8 protein-coding genes are annotated in these 25,840 nt (G+C 67.1%); 2 read left to right on the top strand and 6 right to left on the bottom strand.

What is annotated here, in order from left to right; translation table 11 throughout:
• Positions 1 to 47: 47 nt before the first annotated feature.
• The gene (gene sppA / locus EDC25_RS08045) at positions 48 to 1,913 is read right to left on the bottom strand and encodes a signal peptide peptidase SppA (RefSeq protein WP_123520719.1); all 1,866 of its coding nucleotides are present in this window, start codon (positions 1,911 to 1,913) and stop codon (positions 48 to 50) included.
• A 99-nt stretch (positions 1,914 to 2,012) separates the two neighbouring features.
• A complete protein-coding gene (locus EDC25_RS08050) occupies positions 2,013 to 3,383 on the bottom strand; it encodes an MATE family efflux transporter (RefSeq protein WP_240639548.1) in 1,371 nt (456 codons plus the stop codon).
• A 168-nt stretch (positions 3,384 to 3,551) separates the two neighbouring features.
• Between EDC25_RS08050 and EDC25_RS08055 the strand changes: the two genes are divergently transcribed.
• Positions 3,552 to 4,574 carry a DUF3667 domain-containing protein gene (locus tag EDC25_RS08055; protein ID WP_123520721.1) on the top strand — a complete coding sequence of 341 codons (1,023 nt, stop codon included), beginning with the start codon at positions 3,552 to 3,554 and terminating at the stop codon, positions 4,572 to 4,574.
• A gap of 336 nt (positions 4,575 to 4,910) precedes the next feature.
• Positions 4,911 to 7,133: a primosomal protein N' gene (locus tag EDC25_RS08060; protein ID WP_240639549.1), complete on the top strand. Its 2,223-nt coding sequence runs from the start codon at positions 4,911 to 4,913 to the stop codon at positions 7,131 to 7,133.
• 227 nt (positions 7,134 to 7,360) lie between these two features.
• Here the strand turns inward: EDC25_RS08060 and EDC25_RS08065 are convergent, their stop codons facing one another.
• The 4 genes from EDC25_RS08065 to EDC25_RS08080 form a co-directional block, all read right to left on the bottom strand.
• Complete coding sequence (locus EDC25_RS08065) at positions 7,361 to 7,798, bottom strand: cell wall hydrolase (protein WP_123520723.1); 438 nt, start codon at positions 7,796 to 7,798, stop codon at positions 7,361 to 7,363.
• A 429-nt stretch (positions 7,799 to 8,227) separates the two neighbouring features.
• Positions 8,228 to 9,205: a pyridoxal-phosphate dependent enzyme gene (locus tag EDC25_RS08070; protein WP_123520724.1), complete on the bottom strand. Its 978-nt coding sequence runs from the start codon at positions 9,203 to 9,205 to the stop codon at positions 8,228 to 8,230.
• Positions 9,206 to 9,288: 83 nt separating this feature from the next.
• On the bottom strand, positions 9,289 to 9,960 hold the full coding sequence (locus tag EDC25_RS08075) for a Bax inhibitor-1 family protein (RefSeq protein WP_123520725.1): 672 nt from the start codon (positions 9,958 to 9,960) through the stop codon (positions 9,289 to 9,291).
• A 289-nt stretch (positions 9,961 to 10,249) separates the two neighbouring features.
• Positions 10,250 to 25,003: an MBG domain-containing protein gene (locus EDC25_RS08080; RefSeq protein ID WP_164483862.1), complete on the bottom strand. Its 14,754-nt coding sequence runs from the start codon at positions 25,001 to 25,003 to the stop codon at positions 10,250 to 10,252.
• Positions 25,004 to 25,840: the final 837 nt, after the last annotated feature.

Consider the following 25,840-nt stretch of genomic DNA (forward strand, 5'->3'; position numbering starts at 1 on the left):
CTCCCGCCAACCGTCCGACCGCGCATGGCTGGCGTGCGCGCCATGACTCAGTTCACGTCGCCGCACTGGCAGTGCGCGTACACGCTCCACTGCCCGGCCTGCGCCAGCTGGAACAGGTGCCGGACCATGGCCATGTCGCTGCGCGCCTGGGCCGGCATCCAGCTCGCTGGCAGCATCCAGCCATGGTCCTGCGCGGCATGCACCAGCGCCGACTGCGCGAAGTTCTGCAGGAATCGGTCGAAGGTGGACAGCTCCGGCTCGACGTACTCGAAGCCCGCGTCGTCCGGCAGGCCGGCCAGCTGGCGCACGTGCGCCAGCGCGGCATCGAGGCCGCCCAGTTCGTCGAGCAGGCCATGCTCGTGCGCCTGCGCACCGCTCCATACACGGCCCTGCGCAACGGCATCGATCACGTCGGTGCTGGTGTTGCGCGCGCGCGCGACGCGTTCGAGGAAGTCGATGTAGATGCGATCGACGGTCGACTGCAGCACGCGGCCGACACGCGGATCGTAGGCGCGCGTCGGATCGAAGGCGCCGGCGATCTCGGTGGTGGCGACGCCATCGGTGCTCAAACCGAGCTTCGCCATCGTCTCCGGCGCGTTGAACCAGAGCGAGAACACGCCGATGGAACCGGTGATGGTGCTGGCATCGGCGAAGACGCGATCGGCGTCGGTGCTGATCCAGAAACCGCCGGACGCGGCGACGTCACCCATCGACACGACGACCGGCTTGCCGGCGCGGCGCGTCAGTTCCAGCTCGCGACGGATCAGTTCCGAAGCGAAGGCGCTGCCGCCCGGCGAATCCACACGCAGCACCACGGCCTTCACCGCGTCGTCCTCGCGCGCGGCGCGGATCAGTGCCGAGGTCGACTGTCCGCCGATGTTGCCGGGCGGCTGCTCGCCGTCGACGATCTGGCCTTCGGCCACGATGACCGCGATCGGCGCGGCCGACCGGCGCAGGGCGACCTGTTCGCGCTCCAGCACCGTCAGGTAATCCTGCAGGCCGATCTGCCGGAAGGAATGTCCCTTGGCATCACGGACGCCGCGGGCAATGAGAAGTTCGCGCACTTCGTCGAGCGTTTTCAGGCCGTCGACCAGGCCGGCGTCAAGTGCGGCCCTGGCAAGATCGCCACCCGCGGCTTCGACCACGGTGGGGAGGTCGTCGATGCTGGCCTGCAGTGCGGCGGCGTCGAGCTGCCGCGCGGAAGCGATCTCGCCCAGATAGCGACGCCACAGGTCGCCCAGCCAGTGCAGGTCCGCTTCGCGGGCGGCCTCGGAGGCCGAGTTGCGGATGTAGGCTTCGCCGGCGCTCTTGTAGGTGCCGGCCTTGAACAGCCGCGGCTCGATGCCGAGCTTGGCGAGCGCGTCGGCGAAATAGGTGCGATAGCGCGAAAAACCTTCCAGCACCATGGAGCCGCTCGGGTGAAGGTAAACCTCGTCGGCGCGGGCAGCCAGGTAATACGGCCCCTGCAGGTACCAGTCGCCGTAGGCAACCACTTCCTTGCCGGCGGCACGCACGCGGTCAACCGCCGCGCCCAGTTCGCGCGCGCTGGCCATGCCGACGGACTGCAGGCCGTCCAGGCGCAGCAGCACGCGCTCGATGCGCTGGTCGCGCGCGGCGCCGTCCAGCGCCTCGACGAGGTCGCGCAGCCGCACTTCCGGCACTTCGTTCCCGGTGAGCCTGGCGATGGCGCGATCGGCCACTGACGAAGAGTACTGCTCGACGACGGCGCCGACCGGCGCGACCACCAGCACGGTGCGATCGGAGAGCGTCAGGTCCGGGCGCAGCATCGAGGCGACGATCAACATCACCGCGATCAGGAACAGCACCGTCAGGATGAAGCGCCGGCTGAAGTCGAGGACGCGCCAGCTGCCAACGAACAGGCGCCGCAGCAGTCCGGGTTTTCTCTCGCTCATGTCAGGGTCCGTGGGAGGAAGCAGGGCGCGAGGATAGGTGCCCCGCCCGGCCCTGCCAAGCGCCGCAAGTCATGGCCGCCGCGTATTTCCGCTCCTTCCCTAGACGCTTCGATCCACCGCCAGCCGTTTCCAGCGCGCCGACCGGGCCAGGTGCTGGAAGCGCCAGAACAGGCTGATCGAGGCGGCGCCGAGGCCGACGATCAGGCCGATCCAGAGACCCTGCGCCCCCATCCCGCGCCCGAATGCCAGGTACCAGCCGGTCGTCATGCCGATGGCCCAGTACGAAATCACTGTCAGCAGCGCCGGCACGCGTGTGTCCTTCAGGCCCCGCAAGGCGCCATTGCTGGCCGCCTGCACGCCATCGGCGAGCTGGAATACCGCCGCGAACATCATCAGGTGCGCCGCCATCGACACCACGACAAGGTCGCCCGTGTAGGCCGAGGCGATCGGTCGCGCCGCCAGCGCCAGCACCAGTGCCGACACCAGCTGCGTGCCCAGCACCAGGCCGACGCCGGCGAATCCGGCCCAGCGCACGCCGGAAACGTCCTCGCGTCCGACCGCCTGGCCGACGCGCACGGTGATCGCCATCGCCACGCCCAGCGGCACCATGAAGGCGACGGAGGCGACGTTGATCGCGACCTGGTGCGCCGCCGCCATCGTCGGTCCCAGCGATCCCATCAGCAGCGCGGTGGCGATGAACAGGCCGCCCTCCATCAGGATCGCGAAGCTCACCGGCGTGGCAATCGCCAGAAGGCCGGCGATCGTCGTCCACTGCGGCCAGACCCAGCGCCCGAACAGCTGCAGGTCGTGGTAGTCACGATGCCGCAGCAGATAGACCAGGATGGCGATCATCTGGACCCACAGCGTCGCCGCATAGGCGATGCCCAGCCCGCGGATGCCCAGGGCCGGCACGCCCAGGCCGCCGTACATCAGCAGCCAGCCGGACGGCGCCAGCAGCAGCACGCCGAGCAGGCTGAACCACAGCGTCGGCCGCGTCAGCCCCAGCCCTTCGCTGAGTCCGCGCGACACCAGGAACACGCACTGCGCCGGCGCCCCCCAGGCGAGCAGTTCCAGGAAGCTCGCCGCCTCCGGAATGATGGCCGCATCGACGCCCGCCTTCGCCAGAAGCTGTTCGCTGAACTGCAGCCCGGCCAGCAGCAGTCCGCCGGTGAACGTCGCCAGCCAGAGTGCCTGGCGATACAGGCCGCCGATCTCGTGGCGACGACCGGCACCCGCGAGCTGCGCCACCGAAGGCGACACCGCCATCATCAGGCCGATCGCCAGCAGGATCGCCATCGACCACAGCGGCGTGGCGATGCCGACGGCGGCCAGGGTCAGTCCGCCCTTGTGCCCGGCCAGCAGCGTTTCGACCACGTTGAGGCCCATGGCGCACAGCTGCCCGGCCACCAGCGGCAGGGCCAGCACCAGGGTGGCACGCAACTCGCGGCCGATGCGGGAACGGTCGATCATGGTCATCACGCGGGGAGGAAGCCCGGGCGGCAGCACGAAGCCTCGGCGCCGGGTCGGGATCAGCGCGCAGTCTAAGGCGGTGCGACTTCCGCTGCCGGACGGTTTCGCAGCGGACAGTCAGCGAGGCGGGCGCGATTCCGGAGCGGCAACGCTCTACACTTCGCCGGCATGGCGAACCTCGAACCGGACCTTCCCGTCAGCACCTGCGGCAACTGCCAGACGCCGCTGCAGGGACCGCACTGCCATGCCTGTGGCCAGCCGGTCAAGGGACTGATCCGCCCGCTTGCCGGCTGGATCGCCGATTTCCTCGACGGCGTCCTGCAGTGGGATGGACGGATTCCGCGCACGCTCGGTCCGCTGCTGTTCCGGCCCGGATTCCTCACCACCGAATACATCGCCGGGCGCCGCGTGCGCTACGTGACGCCGGTGCGTCTGTTCCTGTTCCTGGTGCTGGCGCTGTTCGTGGCGGTGAACTGGCTGGCCGACATCGACGGCGGCAGCGTCGTCGATGCGACGATGCTGGCGCCCGCGGCGGAAGACAGCGAACGCGTCGAACGCATCGTTTCCTGGCTGCCCGATCCGCACCGCAAGGATGTGCTGGACGAAGTGCTGTCGCCGACGTTGCCGGCCAACGCCCTGGTCTTCAGCGTCGGCGACGAGGGCGCCGGGGCCAGGCCGCTGCGGGTGAGCTGGCTCGGCGATGCCCTCAATGCCCGCCTCGAGGAGGCGATGCAGCGCGTGAATGCGAACCTGCACCGTGCCCAGCGCGATCCGCGCGCGTTCGTCGAGCAGATGCTCGGCGTGGCGCCGCAGGCGCTGCTGGTGATGCTGCCGCTGTTCGCGCTGGTGCTGAAGCTGTTCTACCTGTTCAAGCGCCGCCTCTACATGGAACACCTGCTCGTGGCGCTGCACAGCCACGCCTTCATCGCGCTTGCGCTGCTGGCCATCGTCGCCCTGGACCTGCTCTCCGGGTCGATGGCGGCCTGGCCCGTGCTCGCTGGCGCGCTGCAGTGGGGGGTCATCGCGCTGTGGTGCTGGATCCCGCTGAACCTGCTGCTGACCCAGAAGCGCATCTACGGCCAGGGCTGGGGCATGACGCTGCTGAAGTTCGCGGTCATCGGCATCATCTACCTCGTCATGCTGACGGTGATCAGCCTGGTGACCTTCCTCGTCAGCCTGTTGCTGTGGTGAAGCACGACTGCAGTTCGCGGCCTAAGCTGCTGTCGGGGCAACGCTTTAGCGAAGTCCGAACGGAAACTGAAGGGCGCCGTTGTGCACAGCCTCGACGCGCATCGCAGAATTCGCGGCCCCTCCCGGCCCGGCTGCCGCCGACCCGGCACAGGCGTCGACGCAAGTGATTGAATTTCCAATCCATTTCGGGATGGTTAAAGTTTAGGCAAGGTGAGGCGAAGGCTGGACTCTCAGGCCTTTGCGAGCCGCTCTGCCGCGCCTTTCCACACAGTTATCCACAGATTGTGTGGATAACCAAAAAACGGTTGCAGGGCGCACAGTTAGGGAAACATGCTGGTGAAGCGATCAGGAAGTGCCGATAAACCGAAGGGGCCGGGCGCACCACCCCGCGTCCTTCGGGTGGCGCTGCCGGTACCGTTGCCGCAGAGCTTCGACTACCTGGCCGGTACCGCGGACGGCGCCCTGCCGGGTTGCCGGGTCCGCGTGCCCTTCGGCAGCGGTGAGCGCATCGGCATCGTCACCGGCCCTGGCGGGCCGGCCGACGGGCCGGCCGTGCTGAAACCGGTCCACGAGGTCCTCGACCGGGAACCGGTGTTCGACAGCGAGCTCTGGCGCACGCTGTCCTGGGCGGCGGCCTACTACCACTTCCCGCTCGGCGAAGTCCTCAACGCCGCCCTGCCTGCGCCGCTGCGCGCCGGCGAGCCCTGGCCGACGCTGGAGGAACCGGGTCTTGCCATCACTGCCGCCGGCCGCGACGCCTTCGCCGCGAAACCGCTGCGTGCCGGCCCGGGACGTGATGTCCTGGCCGCGCTTGAAGCCGGGCCGATGCCGACCTCGGCACTTCGACAACAGCTCGGACGCGGCGGCAGCGCGGCGATGCGGCGACTCCTGCAACGTGGATGGATCGGCGCGACCTCGCTGCCACCTTCGCGGCCGGCGCGCCCGGTGCTGGCCGGCCCGCCGCTGCATCCGGAACAGCAGGCCGTCATCACGGCGATTGAAGGCTGCGCTGAAGGCTACAGCGGCCACCTGCTGGAAGGCATCACCGGCAGCGGCAAGACCGAGGTGTACCTGCGCCTGATCGACGCCGCGCTCGAACGCGGCCGCCAGGCGCTGGTGCTGGTCCCGGAGATCGCACTGACACCACAGACGCTGCGCCGCTTTCGCGAGCGGCTGGCGGCGCCGGTGCTGCCCCTGCATTCGGGCCTGGGCGAACGCGAACGCGCCCGCGCCTGGGCGCAGGCCCGCAGCGGCCAACCCTGCGTCGTCCTCGGCACGCGTTCGGCGATCTTCACGCCCTTGCCGCGCGCCGGACTGATCGTCGTCGACGAGGAGCACGACGGCTCATACAAGCAGGGCGACGGCTTCCGCTATCACGCCCGCGACCTCGCGCTGGTGCGCGGCAAGGCGCTGGACGTGCCGGTGCTGCTGGGCAGCGCCACGCCGTCGCTGGAAACGCTGGCCCTGGCTGCCGAGGGCCGGCTCCGGCACCATCGCCTGATCGAACGCCGTGGCCTGGCGAAGCCGCCACTGCTGCGGCTGCTGGACCTGCGCAACCAGCGGCTGGTCGGCGGGCTGGCGCCGACAGCCGTGCAGGCCCTGCGCGACACGCTGGCTCGCGGCGAGCAGGCGCTGGTGTTCCGCAACCGCCGTGGCTTCGCCCCGGCGCTGGGCTGCGCACAGTGTGGCCATGTCTGGGAATGCCCGCGCTGCGATCGCCCCTACACGCTGCATCGCCAGCCGCCCGGGCTGATCTGCCACCACTGTGGCGGTCGCGCACGCATGCCTTCGAGCTGCCCTTCCTGTTCCAGCACGGCACTGGGCGGTCGCGGCCTCGGTACCGAACGCATCGAGGCCGAACTGGCCGAGGTGTTTCCGAAGCAGCGCATCCTGCGCATCGACCGCGACAGCATGCGCGCGGCAGGTCGCCTGGACGCCACGCTCGCCGAGATCGAAACCGGCGGACCGGCAATCCTGGTCGGCACGCAGCTGCTGGCCAAGGGCCATGACTGGCCGGCACTGAGCCTGGTGGTGATCGCCGATGCCGACAGCGGCCTGCTCAGCCCGGACTTCCGCGCGCCCGAACACCTGGCGCAACTGCTGACGCAGGTGGCCGGACGGGCGGGGCGCGGCGACCGCCCTGGCACCGTGCTGGTGCAGACGCGACAGCCCCAGCATCCGTTCTGGTCACGCTGGCTGGGCGGCGGTTACCGCGCCGTCGCCGATGCGGAACTGCGGGAGCGGCGCGAAGGCGGACTGCCGCCGTTCCAGCACCAGGCGCTGCTGGCCGCCGAAGCTCGCGATCCGCGGGCCCTCGATGTTTTCTTCGCCGCCGTCATGGCGCTGCCCGGCGAACGTGAAGGCGTCGGACTGATCGGTCCCTTGCCGGCGCCCATGCCACGCAGGGCCGGCCACCATCGCCGGCAACTGCTGCTGGAATGCACGACGCGGGCGCCCCTGCACCGCCTCCTCTCCGGGTGGATGCCGCGGCTGTACGCACTGCCGCAGGCGCGCCGCGTGCGCTGGTCACTGGATGTGGATCCGCTCGACCTATATTGAGGCGACACGATCCGCGTCGGCGGCGACGCCCCTGGCGATGACGCCGGGGCGGTATGCCCGGGAATCAATCCGGCAGCAGCGACCAGCCTCCGCCTCGGGAACCGCTTGCATGTGGCCTGGCCCGATGCCGTCGCGGATGTGGATGTTGACGCGAAGCGGGATCGGCGCAGCCGACCGCCACGTCGCCGCAGGTCGCGGCGAGGGCTTCCGCAACCGGCGGAACGCGATCAGGGGATATGGATGAAGGAGTGTCCGCCGATGACAGCCACGAGACGGTGGCTGCTCCACTGCGGCGTCACGATGTCCTGCGCATAGAAGTGTTCGGCGTCAGGCACGATGAGCTTGCGCTCCGTCGCCGGCAGCGACCAGTTGCGCATCGATGCCCCGGCGATCTCCCACGCCTTGTTCCAGGCGCGCACATTTTTCATACGGTAATTCTTGCTGACGATGCCCGGCGCGAACTGGCCGCGGGCGTTGACGACGGCACAGACCGTGTCGCCCCAGCGACCGCTCTGCCAGCGTCGCAGCGCCACTTCCGCAACCGCCTGCTGGCCCAGCGTCGGTTCGCTGCGTGCCTCGAGATAGATCGTCGTCGCCAGGCAGGTGCGATCGGCGAAAGGTTGCGGCAGCAATGACGCCAGCCAGAGGATCCATTCCAGTTTCATCGGTGTCGCGACTCCAGTTGCACTCGCCACGACGGCCGCGACGCTGGATCACATCGTCGGCATGGCATGGCCTTGCTTGCGGACCCAGGCGTCCGGCGCGCGCAAAGGCGCACGCAGGCTGCGTAGAGTCCCCGGGGTTGGACCCGCCACGAAGGGCGGGAAGGAACGGCAGGGACGGCGGACACCACCATGGTGTGCGTTCTGTTCCGTGCCGCCGGGCGGCTGCGGCTCATGCCGCGCTCTGCGCCGGTTTGGTCGGTGTCGTCTTCAGCGACGTACACCGATGCAATCGATCCGATTGAAGGTGGTCGCGGTCAGGCATGCAGCCGTCGCGCCCACGGGTAACTGGTCAAGCGGCGGGCATTGTCACGGCGACTCACTTAACGGCGGCATAACCTTGTTCAGGAAATATTGACAACCGCCAGACCATCAACTAGGCACAGCAGAAAGCTGCCAAGGCAAGCTGTCCAGATCCACATTTCCACCGGAAAGAACCAGTCCAATACGCGCATTCGCGAATAGGCCCGGATGTTTCATCACGCAGGCCAGCGTGATCGCAGCCGAAGGCTCGACGATCATCTTCAGGCGCTCCCACAGCAAGCGCATCGCCGCGACGGTCTCGACGTCATCGACGCACAGGATGTCATCCAGATGTTCACGAAGCACCGGAAACGTCAACGTCCCCAACTCGGCGCGAAGGCCATCACAGATCGTCTCCGCGGCGCGGCCAGTGATGCGTTCGCCTGCCGCGAGCGAATCGTGCGCGTCGGCGGCCCCTGCCGGTTCGGCGCCGTAGATCCGCAGTGAAGGCCTCACTCCATGGCCGGCGATGCACGTGCCCGAGAGCAGGCCGCCGCCGCTGACCGGCGTGACCAGCACGTCCAGATCGGGCACCTCGTCCAGCAGCTCCAGCGTTGCCGTGCCCTGCCCGGCGATGACGCGACCGTCGTTGTAGGGATGCACGAGACTGCCGCCCTGCCCGGCGAGGACCTCCGCCGTCACCCGGTTGCGGTCGGCCTGTGCGACTTCGCAGGGCACGATGCGTGCCCCGAAGGCACGGATCGCAGCCAGCTTCACGGCCGGCGCGCTGCGCGGTACCACCACCGTCGCCGGAATGCCGCGCTCGCGGCAGGCCAGTGCCACCGCTGCGCCGTGATTGCCGGACGACTGCGTCACCACGCCGGCGGCCGCCGTGATCGGGTCCAGCGACTGCACGGCGTTGCAGGCGCCGCGGAACTTGAAGGCGCCGACGCGTTGCAGGTTCTCGCACTTGAAGAACAGCCTCGCGCCCGCCAGCACGTCCAGTGATCGCGACGTCAGCACCGGCGTGCGGCGGGCGTGGCCGGCAATTCGCCGGGCGGCGTCCAGCACGTCCTCGAGGGTCGGGATCCGGTCTGAAGCGGTCATGTGCAGCCCGTGGGTAATTGGAAACGAACGAGCCGGCACAGGGCCGGCTCGTTGCGGGTGTCGATCAGCTCACGTCGGTGCGATCAGTCATCGCCACCGAAGAAACTCATCAGGTTGAGCAGGTGGGAGAACAGCACGACCATGTTCCCGAACAGCGACACCGTGATGTAGACCGGGTTGGCGTTGCCGTCGTGGATCATGCGGCTGGTGTCGTAGAGGATGAAGCCGCTCATCAACAGCACCGCCACGCCGGAAATCACCAGCGACAGCAGCGGGATCTGCAGGAAGATCTGCGCGACGATGGCGATCAGCACGACGATCAGGCCGGCCATCAGGAAGCTGGTGAGGAAGCTGAAATCCTTCTTCGTGCTGAGGGCGACCGCGGACAGGCCGATGAACAGCGCCGCGGTGCCACCCAGCGCATTCATGACGATGGTCGAACCGCCGGGAATCCGCAGATAGGCGGCGATCAGCGGGCTGAGCAGGAATCCGACCAGGCCGGCCCAGGCGAAGGTCAGCCAGATCGCGGTGTCGCCCTTCTTCGCGGCATTGATCGCGAACGGGCCACCGATGAACACGACCATGAACACCAGCCACATGCCCATGCTCCAGGCGATGCCGGAGCGCAGGCCGATGAATGCGCCGATGGCGGCGACGGCCATCACCATCGAGAGCAACAGGTAGGTGTTGCGAACAACGCTGGATACCGCGCCAGTGGCGGCAACGCCGGGCGCCGTCATGGGGTTGTCGGACATGTTCTTGCCTCGTGCAGGAATGGAATGCGCCAACCTTAGGGAAGAGCCGCCGTCCCGGCAAGTCGCGGCGTGAACGGCTGCCATCCACAACCCTGGCGAATGGCTTGCGGACGCTTCAGGGACGCTGCGGCGTCACCCGATCCCGCCTCCCCGGTCCGTTCCGGCGCTCCCTGCAGGGCGCCCCCTGGCGCCAACGAACGAACCCCTTCCGGACCGCTTGCGCCGGCGCGGATACGGAAACGGGGGCCCAACCGGGCCCCCGTCCGCTTTCCCACGGTGAAGAGATCAATCAGCCGCCGAGCGACACCACTATCAGCCCCGGACCGGCATCGACAGCCAGCCGAAGCTGGTCGGCGTCCACGCCGGAATCCAGCAGCAGGACGTTGCCGGAGCCCAGGGCCAGGCCGACACCCTCGCCCACCTGGATCCAGGCGCCGGCCCGATGCGCCGTCGCCGAGACGTCGCGCAGGCGGATCCATGCGGTTCCGCCATGGACAACGCGATCGACGAAGGCGACGGCACGTCCCTGTGCCGTCTCCACCACCAGCCAAGGCGCCGGCACGGTGCTCGCACCGCGCACGACGTCAACCAGGGCCAGCGGCGCGGCGTTGCCGCGCAGCTCGCCGACGACTTCATCGGTCTCGCCACCGTCATCGTTGGTGCCGTCACCGCCGACCTCGAAGCCGTTGCGGAACAGCACCACGACCGTCGTTGCCGATGCGCTGTCGTTGGACGGCTCGATATCGCCCGCGGCACTGACGCTGGCCTCGACAGTCACCAGCTCATCGATCGGCGGGAGGACTACCATCGCCGAGGTCAGGAACGTCAGCGACGAACCGGCCGGCAGGTTCACCGTCGTGCTGATCGCGCCCGTGCCGGTCGTCGCCGGACAGCTGGCACCACCCGCCGGCAGGCACAGCCACTGTGCCGTGGCGGCGTCATGCTCGGCCGGCAGCGGCACCTCGACACTGACGCCGCTGGCCGCAGTGACGCCGTCGTTGCGCACGACGATGACATGGTCGTGGATGGCGCCGACGCGGGTGTACCCGCCCAGCGCCATCACGCTCACCGCTGCATCGACCTGTGCCGTCGCCGTCGCCGTGAACACCACAGGCGTGGCGGTCGAGCCGATGACGCTGGCCGTCAGTTCATTGCTGCCGGCCGCCGAGCCGAGCGTCCAGCTGCCTACTTCGGCCAGGCCGTCGGCACCGGTCATCACCGTCGCGCCGGTTGCGCTGCCGCCGCCGGCGGTCACCGCGAAGCTGACGATCGCGCCTTCGACGACGTTGCCGCTGCCGTCCTCGACGCGAACCTGCGGTGCGATCGCGACGGCCGTGCCGGCCAGTGCGGTCTGGGCGTCGCCGGCGACCTTGACGATCAGTCCGGAGGAGCCGGTCACGTTCTGCAGCGCGAAGTCCACGCCGTCGACGACACCCGCTGCCGCTGCGCTGACGACGTAGCTGCCGGCCGTGCCGTTCGCCGTGGCCGACACCGAAGCCAGGCCGTCGCCGGCGGTCACGACTTCACCGTTGGCCGGATCCAGGATCGCGGTGGCCGCGGAGACCGGCGCGTCGAAGGTCACCGTCACGCCGGAGACCGCATTGCCGTGGACGTCGGTGACACGAACCACCAGGTCGGCGAAGGCGCTGTTGACCTGCGCCGCCTGCGGCGTACCGGAGACGATCTGCAGCGAGCTGGCGACATCGGCGGTGTTGGTCAGCGTCACGCTGGCCGGCGCCACGTCGGTGGCGCTGGCAGTGACCTGGAACACACCCGCCACGTTGTTGGCACCGGCGACGAAGACCGCTTCACCGTCGGCACCGGTGTTGACGATGGCCGTGGACGGGTTGATGCCCGCGCCACCACCCGACGCCGTGAAGGCGACCGCCACGCCCGGCAACGGATTGCCATGGCTGTCGGCGACGCTGGCGACGAAGCTGTAGGCGTTCGCCGTGCCCACGGTGGCGCTGGCCGCCGAACCGCCGTTGACGGTCAGGACGAGCGTCTGCGCACCGGCGGGCACGATCTGCAGGGTGCCGCTGGCGGTGCCGCTGTAGTTGCCATCGGTCACCACTGCCAGCACCGCGTAGCTGCCAACCGCCGAAGGCGCCGGGCCACCGTTGTAGGTGACGTTGACAGGCAGGCCGGCGGGCACGGTGGTGACGCTGGCCTGCTTGGCGGTGCCGTCATACACATGCAGCAGGTCGGACAGCACCACGCTGGCGTTGGCCTGGGCGATCACCATCACAGCCGCCGTCGAACCGGTGAGGCTGTAGTTCGGATTCGCCAGCGAGGCGGTGACGTCGTAGCTGCCGGCGTCGACCGGCACCGCCGCCACGCCACCCTGCGAGTACGACAGGCTGATGCCGCCGACACCCGCCGGCGTCGTCGTCACCGTCGCCGCCTTCGCCGTGCCGTCATAGACATGGTTGAGGCTGCCGAAGGCGACGCTGACCGGCGCCGGCGAGATCACCAGCTGCGCGCCGGCCGGCGTGACATCGCCGAGCACGTAGTTGGCGTTCGCCAGCTGCACGCTGATGTCGTAGCTGCCGGCATCGACCGGCGCCGCCACCGGCGAACCGGCCTGCAAGTAGCCGATGCTGACGCCGCCCACACCGGCCGGATCGGTCGTCACCGACGCCAGGCGGGCCGTGCCGTCATAGACGTGCGCAAGGTCGCCCAGTTCGACATCCACCGTGGCCGGGGCAATGGTCAGCATGGCGCTGGCACTGCCCTGGACATTGCCGTCATCGACGCTGGCGATCACCAGGTAGGTGCCGGCATCTACCGGCGCCAGGCTGCTGCCGTTGTAGGTGAAGCTCACCGCCTGGCCACCCGACGCCGTCGCGGTCGCGACCCTGGCGCTGCCGTCATAGACGACCGTGGTCGTGCCACTGTCGAGCCAGACGATGTCGCTGATGGTCACGGCACCGGTCGTGTTGGTCAGGCTGAAGTCCACCGGGCTGCCGATGGCCGCCGTTGCCTGCACCATGTAGCTGCCGGCAGTGCCGTTGGCCATTGCACCCACGCTGGCCGTACCGTCGACACCGGTCAGCACTTCACCGTTCGCCGGCGCCAGCAGCGCATTGGCGCCACTGCCCTGCGAAGTGAAGGTGACGGCGATGCCGGCGACCGGATTGCCGTGGATGTCCGTGGCGCGCACCACCAGCGGCTGCGCGAACGCGCTGTCCACCACCGCCGACTGCGGACTGCCGGACACCATAGCCAGGCTGGTCGCGGCATCGGCGAGGTTGGTCAGGGTGACGGCATCGTCGTTGGTTCCCGACGCCACCGCGCGCACCGTGAACGGTCCGGCGGCGGCGTTGGCATTGAAGGTCGCCGTGGCGACGCCGTCCTCGCCGGTGAGTGCGACGACATGGCTGGTCGTGGCACCGGCACCGCCGGCGCCGGGCTCGACGACGAAGGTCACCGACACGCCCGGCACCGCCAGGCCGTTGCCCGTGACGGTGGCCGCCAGGCTGTAGCTGCCGGTCGCAACCACCGCTTCGTCACTGCCCGTGACCGCCAGGGCCAGCGTGTCGGCGGCTTCGGCGGTGTTGGCCAGGCCGAAGTCGGCCGAACCGGCGATACCCGCCACTGTCGCGGCCACGGTGTAGTGGCCCGGCAGGCCGTTGGCGGTTGCCGTCACCTCGGCGAAGCCGTCGCCGTCCGTCACCGCGCTGCCTGCATCCAGCGTGGCGCTGGCGCCCGAGGCCGGCACCGCGAACGACACCGTTTCACCGGCCACCGCGTTGCCGTGGACGTCGGTCACGCGGACCGTCAGCGGCATGCCGAACACCTGGTTCAAGGCCGCCGTCTGGCCGCTGCCCGACACCCTGTGCAGCTGGCTGGCATCGCCGGCGACGTTGCGCAGCACGAACTCGACCTGCTGGCCGGCCGCGATGCCGATGCTCGCCGACACGGCGAAGTCGCCGGCAATGGTGTTCGACAGCGCTGCGATGGACGTCTCGCCGCCGGCATCCGTCAGCGCCGGCGCCGTGAAGCTGGCACCCGCGCCGTTGCTGCCGGTTTCGACGTTGAACGCCACCGCCGCACCCGCCACCGGATTGCCGCCCGCATCGCGCACCCGGACCACCAGGTCACCGTTGTCGTAGGCGTTGCCACCCACCACCGCTTCGCCGGCGTCGCCGCTGACCAGCTCGATGCTGGCCGCGGCACCCGTGCCGATGGCGACGGTGTGCGGCGCGGCCTCGGCGTACACCTTGCCGCTGTCCACGCCGATCACCTGCGAGGTCACCGTATAGGTGCCGGTGTGCTGGAGGAAGGTCGTGCGGAACAGGAAGCTGCCCGCGTAACCGGCCGGCACCGGCAGGCCACCCGCCGCCAGCGAACCGAAGTGGCCGTACAGGCGACCCGTCGGATCTCCGGCACCGTCAAGCTCGGCACGCAGGTTGTAGATGTGCTGGAAGCTGCCGCTGACCGGGTTGTAGAACTCGACCGAGACATCCGGCGAGGCGCAGCTGGCGTTGCCGCAGCCGGCCGACGAAGCGGCGGTGAGCGGAACCGGGCCTTCGATGAAGAAGCGGCCGCGGACGTTCTCGTCGTTCGGCGCCGGCATGTGCACGCCGAGGTCGGCCGTGCCGCTGTTCACCAGCGTCAGCGCGCTCTCGACACCCGCAGCAACCGTGCCCGTGGCGTTGCCGCTGCCGACCAGGCCCAGCTCGGCGGCGTCGACGCTGTGCGTCGCGATGGCGAAGACGGTATCGCTGCTGGCACCCGCCACGGCCGCGACGACGGTATAGCGGCCACCGCGCTCGACCTTCGCACGCAGGTTGGCGGTGCTCGCCACCGGATCCAGCGTATAGGGCCCGAAGGTGCCGGCCAGCGAATCACCGTCCACCGCCAGCGGGATGTCGACCCAGGTGCCGGGCGCGCCGTAGGGCTCGACCTGCAGCTGGACGTCACCGGCGGCGATGCCACCACCACGCTCGATGGCGATCTCGACCACCAGCTGTTCGCCCAGCGTGATGCCGGACGGATTCGCCGTCGTCGCGGTGAAGTGCGACCAGGTGTCCGGATCGCTGCCGGCGACGGCGACGGTATCGCCGCCCAGGGTGAAGCCGACGCCGTCGAGGATCGTCAGCAACGCGGTATCCGAAGCGGCGGCATAGCCCGGCTCTGTCACGGTCGCGGTCACCAGGTATTCGCCCACGGCGGCGGGCGCCGCCGTGGTCGGCGGATAGGCCGTGCCACCGACACCTTCATAGGTCACCACGTGGGCGAGACCCGCCGGCGTCGTCGTCGCACCCAGGGCCTGCGGCAGGCCATTGAACGCCACGGTCGCATCGTCGACCTCGATGGCCGCCGCAGCAGGCACCACCTGGTACAGCACCGAGCCGGAGGCGACGTGGTTGTCGCCCTCGCAGGTCGCCGAAACCAGGTACGCACCCGTCGCCGCCGCGCTGTCCGGCGTACCGGTAACGGCGCAGTCCGCGGCAGGATCCTGGTCGAGCGTCGCGGTCACGGCATGCGCCGTACCGAAGCTGCCCGACAGCGGCGCGAACGACACCGTGCCGACGGCCTTGGCCACCACCATGGTTGCGCTGGCGGAGCCGGTGTACCCCTGTCCGGCATCGATGCCCGCTTCGACCAGGTAGCTGCCGGCGTTCACCGGCACCGTGCTGCTGCCGTTGTAGGTCACCGTGTACGACAGGCCCGCCGGCATCGTCGACACCGACGCCTGCTTCGGCGCACCGTCGTACACCACGTACAGCGAGGCCGGATCGATCGCGATGTTCGCGCTGCCCAGGCCCACCAGCGTGCTCACGCCCGCCGTGTTGGACACCACCTCGTTCGTCGGGTAGCGCAGCACCGTCGCTTCGGCGCTGTACGTGCCCACGCTGCCGTAGGTGAACTGGAAGTGCCAGGTCCACGGACCGGTGATCGGGAAGCTCGCCATCAGCGGGTTCGGGAAGTCGTACAGCAGGTAGTTGCCGTCGGTCGGATCCGGATGGATCTCGGCCAGCACTTCCGGCGCCGGCGTCCAGTTGACGCCATCGGCGCTGATCGCCATCGACAGCAGGTCCGCCACCGTCATCGGATCGGCACCGCCGTTCTTGCCCAGGCGCACGCGCACGATGAACTCGTCGCTGCTGGCAGGCAGCGGATCGGCCGTCAGCGAACCGGTGTAGTGCGCCGGCTCACCCACGCCGATGCCCGACACCGGCCCCTGCAGCGTGATCGCGATGTCCGGCGTCTGCGCGAAGACCGTCGTCTGCACCGTCGCCGTGTTCGACACCGGCGTGCGGCCGGCATCCGCCGTCACCACCACCGCTTCGGCACGGTAGATGCCCTCGTCGGCGTAGGTGAAGCGGAAGTTCCAGGCCCACGGACCGGTGATCGGGAAGCCGTCAACCAGCAGCGGCTGCGGGAACTCGTAGGTCAGCGCGTTGCCGTCCTGCACCAGCGGCAGGCCGCCGGTGAAGTCCATCCAGCTGGCGCCGCCGTCGAAGCTGATCTCCAGCTTCGACAGGTCGGCTTCCGTCATCGGATCGGCACCCCCGTTCTTGTCCAGGCGCACCGCCACGAAGAACGTCTCGCTGCTGTCAGGCAGCGGATCGGCGTCCAGGTAGCCCACGTATTGCAGGGCCTGGCCGACTTCGCCCACCACCGGACCCTGCAGGTCGATGACGATCTGCGGCGTCGTCACCACGACCGTCTCGATGCCCGCACCAGCCAGCGAAGCGGCCGCGGCCACCTGGCCGAGGTTGTCCACGTCGGCGATGTCGGCGGCATCCACCACGTCCGCCTGCGCCGAGTACACACCCGTGTCGCCGTAGGTGAAGCGGAAGTTCCAGCTCCATACCGGACTGCTGATCGGGAAGCCGCTGTCCAGCGCCGGGCGCGGGAACAGGTACACCAGTTCGTTGCCGTCCTGCATCAGCACGCCCTGAAGCAGCGTCGTGGCATCCACCCACTGGCTGCCGTCGAACAGTTCCATCACCGCCAGATCCGCTGCGGTCATCGCCTCGGCGCCACCGTTCTTGCTCAGGCGAATGCGCACGAAGAAGTTGCGTCCAGCGAAGTCCACCGGATTGGCCACCAGCGTGCCGGTGTACTGCGCCGTGGCACCCAGCTCGACCGCATCCAGCGGACCGGTCAGCAGCAGGTGCATGTCGGGGATGACCACCGGCGCGTCCACCACCGTCGTCGAGACCGCGGCGGTGTCGAACACGTACGGCGTCGTGTTGCCGGCATCGGCCGCGTGGATTACTTCGGCCACCGCGGTGTAGACGTCCGCCTCGGCGTACTGGAAGCGGAAGTTCCAGGTCCACTCCTCGCTGGTGATCGGGAAGCCGCCGGGCAGCAGGTCGGCCGGGAACAGGTAGACCAGTTCATTGCCGTCCTGCGTGAAGGTCAGGCCCGCGCCGTCGATCCAGCTGCCGCCGTAGAAGATCTGCATGCCGGCCAGCTCGGCCGACGTCATCGCGCCGCCGTTGCGGCTCATGCGCACCTTCACGAAGAAGTCTTCGCCCACGTGCAGCGACGGGTCGGCGATCAGCGTGCCGGCGTACTCCGCCCAGTCACCCACCTGCACCGCCGACGCCGGGCCGGACAGCACCAGATGGATGTCGGTCGGCGGCAGCGCATCCACCACCACCGTCGCCAGCGAGGCCGATACCACCGGATCGATCGGGGCCAGCGTCAGGCCATCCACCAGCTCCGCCGACGTGGTGTAAACGCCGGTATCAGCAAAGCTGAATCGGAAGTTCCATGTCCACGAGGGATCCTCAATCGGGAAGCCACCGGCGTAGCCCGAAATGCCCTGCGGGAAGTAGTAGACCAGGTTGCCGTCGATATCGAACTGGAACAGCAACGACGGATCCAGGCCGATGTCATCGGCACCCAGCCAAGCGCCACCGTAGAACACCTCCATGCTGGCGATGTCGGACAGCGCCAGCGGATGCGTGCCACCGGTCTTGCTCAGCACCAGCTTGTAACCGAAGGTCTCGCCCGTATGCAGCGCCGGGTTGGCGATCATCGTCGCCGCATAGTGCGCCAGCTCGCCCACCGGCACATCGTCCACCGGCCCACTCAGGACCAGGGCGATGTCGGAGGCGCCGGGCACGATTTCCAGGGTCGCGGTATTGCCGCCACTGAGCACGAAGTTGCCGTCGGTGATCGTGGCCGCTACCGCGTAGCTGCCCTGCGCCGTCGGCGGCGTCGGGCTGCCGTCATAGGTGATCGCGACCGCGACGCCCGCCATCGGCGAGGTCGTCACCGTAACCGACTTGGGCGAGCCGTCGTAGGCCTGGACCAGGTGACCGAAGGTCAGCGCGGTCGGCAGCGGGGTCACCACCGCAGTGTCGGACGCGGCAGGTGCCTCGTAGTTGCTGCCGACGCAAGCCACAGCATTGACCGTGTACGGCGAGCCCACGACATCCGGACCCACCGTGCCGGTGACCGGACACGCGGTGCCCGGTTCGTCTGCCAGATGCGCGCTCACGATATGGGTGCTGCCGTTGTACTCAAAGCTCAACGGAGCGAACACGATGGTCGTAGCCGCACGGTTGATCGTCAGCGTGCCGCTGCCGGTTCCGCCGTAATTCGGGTTGTCGACGATGGTCGCCGTCGCGATGTAGGTGCCGGCATTGTCCGGACCACACGCTGGAGCCGTTGCCGCACAGGTGGCGACTACAACGCTGCTTGCATCGGTGTAGACAATCTGCACATCCGCTTCCAGCCCGGCTGGATCGGTGGAGAGCGAGACTGCGTGCGGTGCGCCGTTGTATACAGCAGTGACGTCCGAAACCGTCACCGTCGCAGTGCCCTGAGTGTTGGTCAGCGCGAACGATGCAGGCACCAACGATCCCGAACTGGCACTGACCGTGTACGAGCCGACAAAACCGTTCGCCACGGCCGTGGTGACCAGTTCGCCGTTGAGGTCGGTATTGCCCACCAGCGTCCCGAGCGTCGCGCCGGCCGCGGTGCTGCTGGATGGGTCGGAGAACGCCACTTCCACGCCCATCACGGCACCGCCCAGTTCATCCTGGACGCGGGCGCGCAAGTCGGTGAACGCGGTATCCACCGGCGTGGACTGGGTGCCGGTGCCGGCATAGGCCACGATCGAATGGGGCGTATTGATACCGCAACGCGAATCCCCGGACGGATCGGACTCCAGCGCAACAGCGACCTGTGGCGCAGGCCCGTTGCCACCCATCGAAGGTGCGGCACCGCCATACCAGTTCGAGCCTACGATCACGCCACCGGTGTGATCGTTGACCAAGGCCAGCGGCGCAGCGATCGCATTGTGGAACACATTGGCGATGTGGCCGCTGCCAGAAGAGTGGAAGTAGATGCCCTGATTATTTGAGGCGTCCACCATGTTGCAGGCCACTTCCGCAGCAACACCGGCGTAGATGCGGATCGCGGCACGCGTTGGCCCACCATCCGTATCGGCGCTGTAAAGCTCATTGCCGGTCACGGTAATGCCATTGCCGCCGCCGATATTGATGCCACCGTGAGCAGTGCCCTCAATTCGGTTTCCGACCACCTGAGTGTCGACGTTCAGCCCACCCAGCTGGATGCCCTGATAGGCGATGTTGGAGAAGTGATTGCCGAGGACACGAAGGTTGTTCGACGCTTCGGTCTTCACACCGTTGTAACTGCCACCGGTGAGCTCAGCAAAACGGTTCTGCTCAACAACGATGTTCTGTGTAAGGGTGTTGCTCAGGTAGACGCCGTTGCCGTTGATGCCGATGATGCGGTTGTTGCGCACCACCACGTCGGTAGCGGTGGTGCTGATAGCCGCAACGGGCGCAGAAGTAGTTGAGCTGGTGCCGGTGATGGTGAAACCATCCAGCACCGAACCGGAGCCCGCCGGAGGAATTCTGACCCGCACAGGCGCATCGGGGGCGATGATGGTTTCACCGCCGCTCCGCTCAGCCACCGCACTGGACGCATCCACACCTGCCTGGGCACCGAGCAGGCGCACCCGCTTGTTGACAGTCACGGCCTGGGCAAAGCTGCCCGCCTCGACCTGGACCACACCATCAACTGCCGCAGCAGCGATGCCGTTGTTGATGGTGCCGGCAGATACGGCCGCATCGGTCGAGCCGTAGATGTTGGCTGTCTGCCCGGATCGCACGAATACATCATCGACCGCAACGCCTTCGACAGAGGCACCCGGCCCAGACAGGACTAGCGTGTGTGCGGACGACGCCAGATCGTAGCTGTTGTCAGAACCGATGCTCAGGTGGGCAGAGCTGGCAGCCAGCCCCTTTTGCGTGTCTTCGACGTAGAACGCCGCCAACGCGATGGAACTGAAGTCGACATCGGTCACCTCAAAATTATCGACAGGTCCGTCATACCGGGTGGAGTCAGTCGCGAGGACGCCGATGTCGACATGACTGACCGAACCACCGCTGATGACATTGGCCGCACTGCCGTCATTGACCACATTGCCCAGCAGATAGCCGATGCTGGTGCGGCCTGCATCGACATCACTGCCGTCAATGCTGTTGCCACTGATGGAAACCGTGCCCCCACGAGTCAACGAGTGGACCCAAATTCCATTCCACTGAGCAGTCAAGGTCGGTTCTGCACCCTGGCCATATGCATGGATCGTATTGGAGCGAACATGGAATGTCGGCGGCGAACCAACTCCATTCAGCACATTGGCCCAGATGCCAACGCCCGTGGCTTTGATCAGATTGCCTTCCGCTTGCGCCTCGAAGCCGGCAGTCGGAGGCATTGCTGTCAGCGACTGGGCCTGGATGCCGGTCCTGACCTGCTCGATATGATTGTTGTCAACATGGGCATAGAGGCTTTCGTACAACAGGATGCCCACTCCATAACCATGGCCATCACTGTTGATGATGCGACTGTTGGCAATGATGTTCCGGTCGCCTGGCGCAAGTGCGGATGCGGTGCCACCAATGCCGTAATAGATCGGATTCCGGACCACGACATTGATCACTTCAACAGCACTTCGACCAGCGATGTTCACACCAATCGCGACGTCTGGGTTCGCGCCATTCATATCCGGCCGCCCCGATGCGTAGACCGTTACGAGATCCGGATTGTCCGCATCCACAACAACACCATCCAGGACTACATCATCACTGGTGATACGGATCACGGCTCCACTGGAGGATGACCAATCCGTGGCATGCGCCCCGCCGACACTGACACCCGTCGCGGCCGTTGCCGGAACGATGATGGTTTCACCCAGCCCATTGCCGTCACGAGTACCGTTGGCGCCAGCATCGACACCCGCTTGCGCACCACGCAGGGTGACAGGCTTGTCGATGACCACGTTTTCCACGTAGACCCCGGCATCCGCCACCAGCGTATCGCCCGCCGTTGCGGCGGCAATCGCGGCGTTGATCGAGCAGTAGCGGGCGCCGGTGTCCTGGTTCAGCACACGCGAGCCGACCATCGGCACGTCTGCGGGCACATGGCGCTCGTCGGTGCCGTTGCCGGCGAAGTTGTTCTCGTCCGCATCAACGCCGAGGCTGACGCAGGTGAACGGCGCATTGCCGCGATCGAACCAATCGGCGTACTCGGGCTCGTTGGGCAGCGGTGCATCACCTGGATGACCGGCGTTGCCCTGCTGGATCTGCAAGCCGAACTGGTTGTTCTCCAGCACATTGCCCGCCACGGTGGAATTCAGACCCTCCACCACGATGCCGTAGGCCTCGTGATCCGGATTGGCAGCCAGGAAATCACGCACCTCGTTCCCGCGAACGATCACGCCACGGGTGACATCGGTCTGGCCCTGCGCTGCGGAGAAGAAGCGACGCACCACCGAAATGCCGGCACGATCAAGAGGATAGGCGCCCATATGTGTGGGAGCGAGAGCCAGATTCCGGGTGACGCCACTGACGATGTTGTTCTGGACCACGATGGCGCCATCACCGCTCTCGCCGCCTGTTCCATTGGGCACCTGCAAGGAGATGCCAAGGCGCCCGGGATTGAAGACCTCGTTGTCGGCGATCAGGTTTCCACGAAGGCTGGGCGAACCGGACGTCAGCTGCTGTACCGCAATGCCGGTGTCCTCGGTGTTCTCCACCAGGTTGCCGGTAATGTGCACACCGGTGGCCCGGCCATCATTGAGGAGGATGCCACTGGGTGTATTCGGCCCATGCACATGGTTGTCGGCAATGGTGATGTCCTGCTTGAAGCCGTTCCAGATGATGATGCCGCGCGGCGCATCGTGAACCAGGTTGTGCTCGATGAGGACATTCTGCAGACCACCGACCGCGTTCGGGTAGATGGCGCCATTTCCGCCGCAGTGATGAACGTAGTTGTTGGCGATCACCAGACCATGATTGCCCGACGTGGCGTAGATGCAGTTGCCGCCGAAGTTGCGCACTTCGAGGTTGCGGATCTCGACATCCTGCACGCCGCCGGTAATGGTGATGCCGTTGCCCGGCGCACCGCCGCCGTCGATGATCGTCGACGGCATCGGATCAGGCCCCGCGGCCATTGGCGTGAACGCCACGCTGCCGACCAGCTTCACCGGCTTGTTCAGCACGATGGGGCCGGAGTACGTGCCCGGCGCCATTTCCAGCGTATCGCCGTCCTGGTGACCGGCATCGGCCAGCGCATCCGCCACACTGGCGAAATAGGCGCCATCGCGTAGGCGATGCACGGCGGTGGCACCGCCGATGGTGTAGTCGGTTGCCTCCAGTTGCGGCACGTAGTCCGCATCGGCGGTGGTCGCGGTGACCGCGTAGGTGCCCACACTGACCGGTGCCGCAGGGCTGCCGTTGTAAGCCAGTGCCACCTTGGAATCCAGATCGGCCACGGCCGGGTTGGAAGCCGGTGTCACAAAGAACGCCAGCGGCTGTGCGCTGCCGGTGTAACCGGTGGGATTGTCACCGGTGATCGTGACGTCCAGATCCTGCGTTACCGCGTAAGTGAAGCTCTCGCTGCCGTAGACCGTGGTCGGCTCGATCGCGTCGAAGATTTCGGCCAGCACGTTGTATTCGCCCGGCACGCGGAACAGCACGCCGATGTCCTGCGGAGGAAGTTCAGCACCCTCATCCAGTTGCACATCAAATGGCGGCCACACCAGCGAGACACTGTTTCCATCCACAGAACGGACCAGGTCCGTCAGCCCGAAACCCGTCATGACCAGCAGCGAGTCGGCAGTGTCATCCGAGCCATCGCCTGTCGGGCGCTGCGGGATCGGTGCGCCGTCGGCACGCGAAACGATGATGCGCCCGCGCACCAGACCCGGGCCGCCGGTGTTCACAGCGGCCAGCGTGAAGGCCTGGAGTTCGCCGGTTTTGTGGTTGTTGTCGGGATCGACGCCGATATCCAGTTCCACAGTCGGCGGCGGCGGCGGCGGCGTCCAGCCCAACAGCACGTCACCGACATCCGCGTCCGCGACGACTTTGTTGTGATCTGCAAACGTCTTGGCCTTGACCGCATTGAACTGGGCCTCATTCATGTCGCCCATGAACAGGCCACCGTAGATATTTCCGGGTGCATTCACATCCCAACGGAATGGGCGCTTGTAGCTGCTCGCGTTACTCCCTCCACTATAGGCGACGGCCTCTCCCAGCACATGCGGCGTATTGGAAGCGCCCCGACACCCACTATTGGTGCCACTGTTGTGACTGTTGGCGGTGGCGCACGTGCGATCATCCAGCGCGATATACCAGCGAATGTCAGCATCGAAATGGTTGGCATTGGCCAACGTGCCATCGCCAATCTGCAGCGTACCGCCCGGGGCAGCACCGCTCGGGTCGTTATCGTTAAGGAACAGAATCGCCTTGGTCTTGTTGCTGCTGCCGCCAGTGGCGCCGTTCGCATGGAATGTGTTGCGCAGGAACGTGACACCATAAGCTGTTGGGGCCGGCAATCCGTTCCAGACCTGCCGATTGCCCACCAACACTGCCGTGAAATCGGTCTGCTCCAGCTCCGGAGTAAACACATTGTCCTGGACGGTCACTCCTGCGCGGCTCATTACCCATAGCGCCCGGAACTGTCCTCGAAAGCCCTTGAATTCATTGCCCTCGATGATCGTCGGCTGCGTCTGGCTCGCCATCACCCGGACTGAATGCGCCTCGCTGCCGTTGCCCAAGGCGCTACCGGTGCTGCTTGGCAGGCCCGGCGGACTGAAGCTGCTGGGGAAGATGAAGTGGTTGTTGCGGATGGCGAGCGGCTCGACGATCCCGCTTGCGGACGGCAGGTACAGCTGAAGACGTCCGAAAAACCAGTTGTCTTCGATCTTCAGCACTTTCTGCGCCGCCGGGTTGCCGCTGACCACGGTAGGGCTCTGGATCCACATGTCCTGGGTAGTCGCAGCAACCTGGTTGCCGATGATCACACCGACTGCGTTCTGCATCGCGATGGCGCGCTTGGGTACGCCGCTGGTACCGGACGGCTCAATGACATTGCCTTCGATATGGACGAAGTTGCCCGAGCCGCGCGGCTCATCACTGGGAGCCGAGCTGTCCGTAGTTCCGGCGACACTGATTCCGATGGGTATGGCATTGGTTCCAGCGGTGACCTTGAAGTAGTTGTTGACCAAGGTAAGACCGTTGACTGCGCCGGTCGCGATCACGCCTTCCTTGGCTCGCGCCGAAAGACAAAAGAGACCACCACACGGAGCCACCTCGATATACAGGTTCTCGATCCGCACATCCTGGGCACCCCGCACCCAGATCATGCCGCTGGCATTTCCGCTGGCCACATTGGCGCTAGCGGCCTGGAGTACGACGGCGTTTGAAGCCTTGTTGTTCGCCGTGCCATACGCCACCGACACACCCTGCACCGGATTTTCCGCGTACGGCAAGGCAAACGGACTGGTCTGGCCGATCAGCCGCAGACCGTTCTTGCCGGGGCCCTCGATCTTGATGCGATTGCTGGTGAAGGCATAGTTGCCACCCGCGACATAGACGGTGTCGTTGACGCCCGCCTTGTCGATCGCCGCCTGGATGGTCTGGCAGGGCGCCTCGGGACTCTCACAGCTGTTGCTGTTGTTGCCGTTGGTCGCCACGTACCAGTTCGCTGCCAGGGCGTGGCCGGAGCCCACTAGCGCCATCAGCGCCGGCAGCAACCACCTCAAGCCCCATCCCCGGGTGGTGCAGCCAGCCTTGCGGCCGGGATCGATTCCTTCGACGTTCAATTCAGGGCTTAGGCGCATGACGCGGTCCTCGCGGTTGCGATGGGATGTGGAGATGGCGGAAACGGAGAAATGACGAGACCGGACAGTGTCCGGCTCGCCATGGGAATGCGTTGCTGGGAGCGGTGGAGGGGCGCCGCTGTCGCTGGCTGCCCGCATTCGCGAATCGCCGGGAGGTCGCCAGCGGTCAGGCCCGGGACCCGGGCCCGGTTCGGCGCCGCCGGCGCGGCCAGCAGGCCCGGCCAGGCGGACATGGCGACCAGAAGCGCAGTCGCCGGCGGCGCCGTTGGCGCTGAAACACCGGCAGCCACGGCAGGACGAGCGGGTATCGGCCTGCATCGTCGTGACGGCTCCATCCTTTATGCGGTTCATCCTTGCATCTCCCTTGCCCCTAGCCGGCATGGCGCGAAATCCGTCGGAAACGGCTCACCTCCATGAGACAGGACCCTGCGCCACCGTATGTACAAGCCTTTTTATACAGAAAGCGGGACGGACTTGTACTGTCCAGAATGCAAACTTTTGTGACCTGCACCCCGAAACACTTGTGACGCATCCTTGCACAGGCGGCAGGGCAGGTAAAGATTTTTGCCAACCACGTCACATTTCCGTCAAACGCCACCCATCTGGCAACCCCTAGTTCGGGGTCTTGCGTAGTTCTACGAATGATGTTCGCCGGTGCTGTGATCTCTACGTGGAGTGGACATTGCAACGCAGCATCCGGGGCGTGGGGCTCCCCAGACACCGCCGGATCGGTCCGTGTTGCAGACGCAGCATTGCCGG

This window comes from Pseudofulvimonas gallinarii (assembly GCF_004343305.1).
GTDB classification, from domain to species: Bacteria; Pseudomonadota; Gammaproteobacteria; order Xanthomonadales; family UBA2363; genus Pseudofulvimonas; species Pseudofulvimonas gallinarii.

Coding starts and splice junctions, on each gene's coding strand:
- EDC25_RS08075 (WP_123520725.1), bottom strand. CDS start 9,960: ATGTCCGACAACCCCATGACGGCGCCCGGCGTTGCCGCCACTGGCGCG.
- EDC25_RS08050 (WP_240639548.1), bottom strand. CDS start 3,383: ATGATCGACCGTTCCCGCATCGGCCGCGAGTTGCGTGCCACCCTGGTG.
- sppA (WP_123520719.1), bottom strand. CDS start 1,913: ATGAGCGAGAGAAAACCCGGACTGCTGCGGCGCCTGTTCGTTGGCAGC.
- EDC25_RS08070 (WP_123520724.1), bottom strand. CDS start 9,205: ATGACCGCTTCAGACCGGATCCCGACCCTCGAGGACGTGCTGGACGCC.
- EDC25_RS08055 (WP_123520721.1), top strand. CDS start 3,552: ATGGCGAACCTCGAACCGGACCTTCCCGTCAGCACCTGCGGCAACTGC.
- EDC25_RS08065 (WP_123520723.1), bottom strand. CDS start 7,798: ATGAAACTGGAATGGATCCTCTGGCTGGCGTCATTGCTGCCGCAACCT.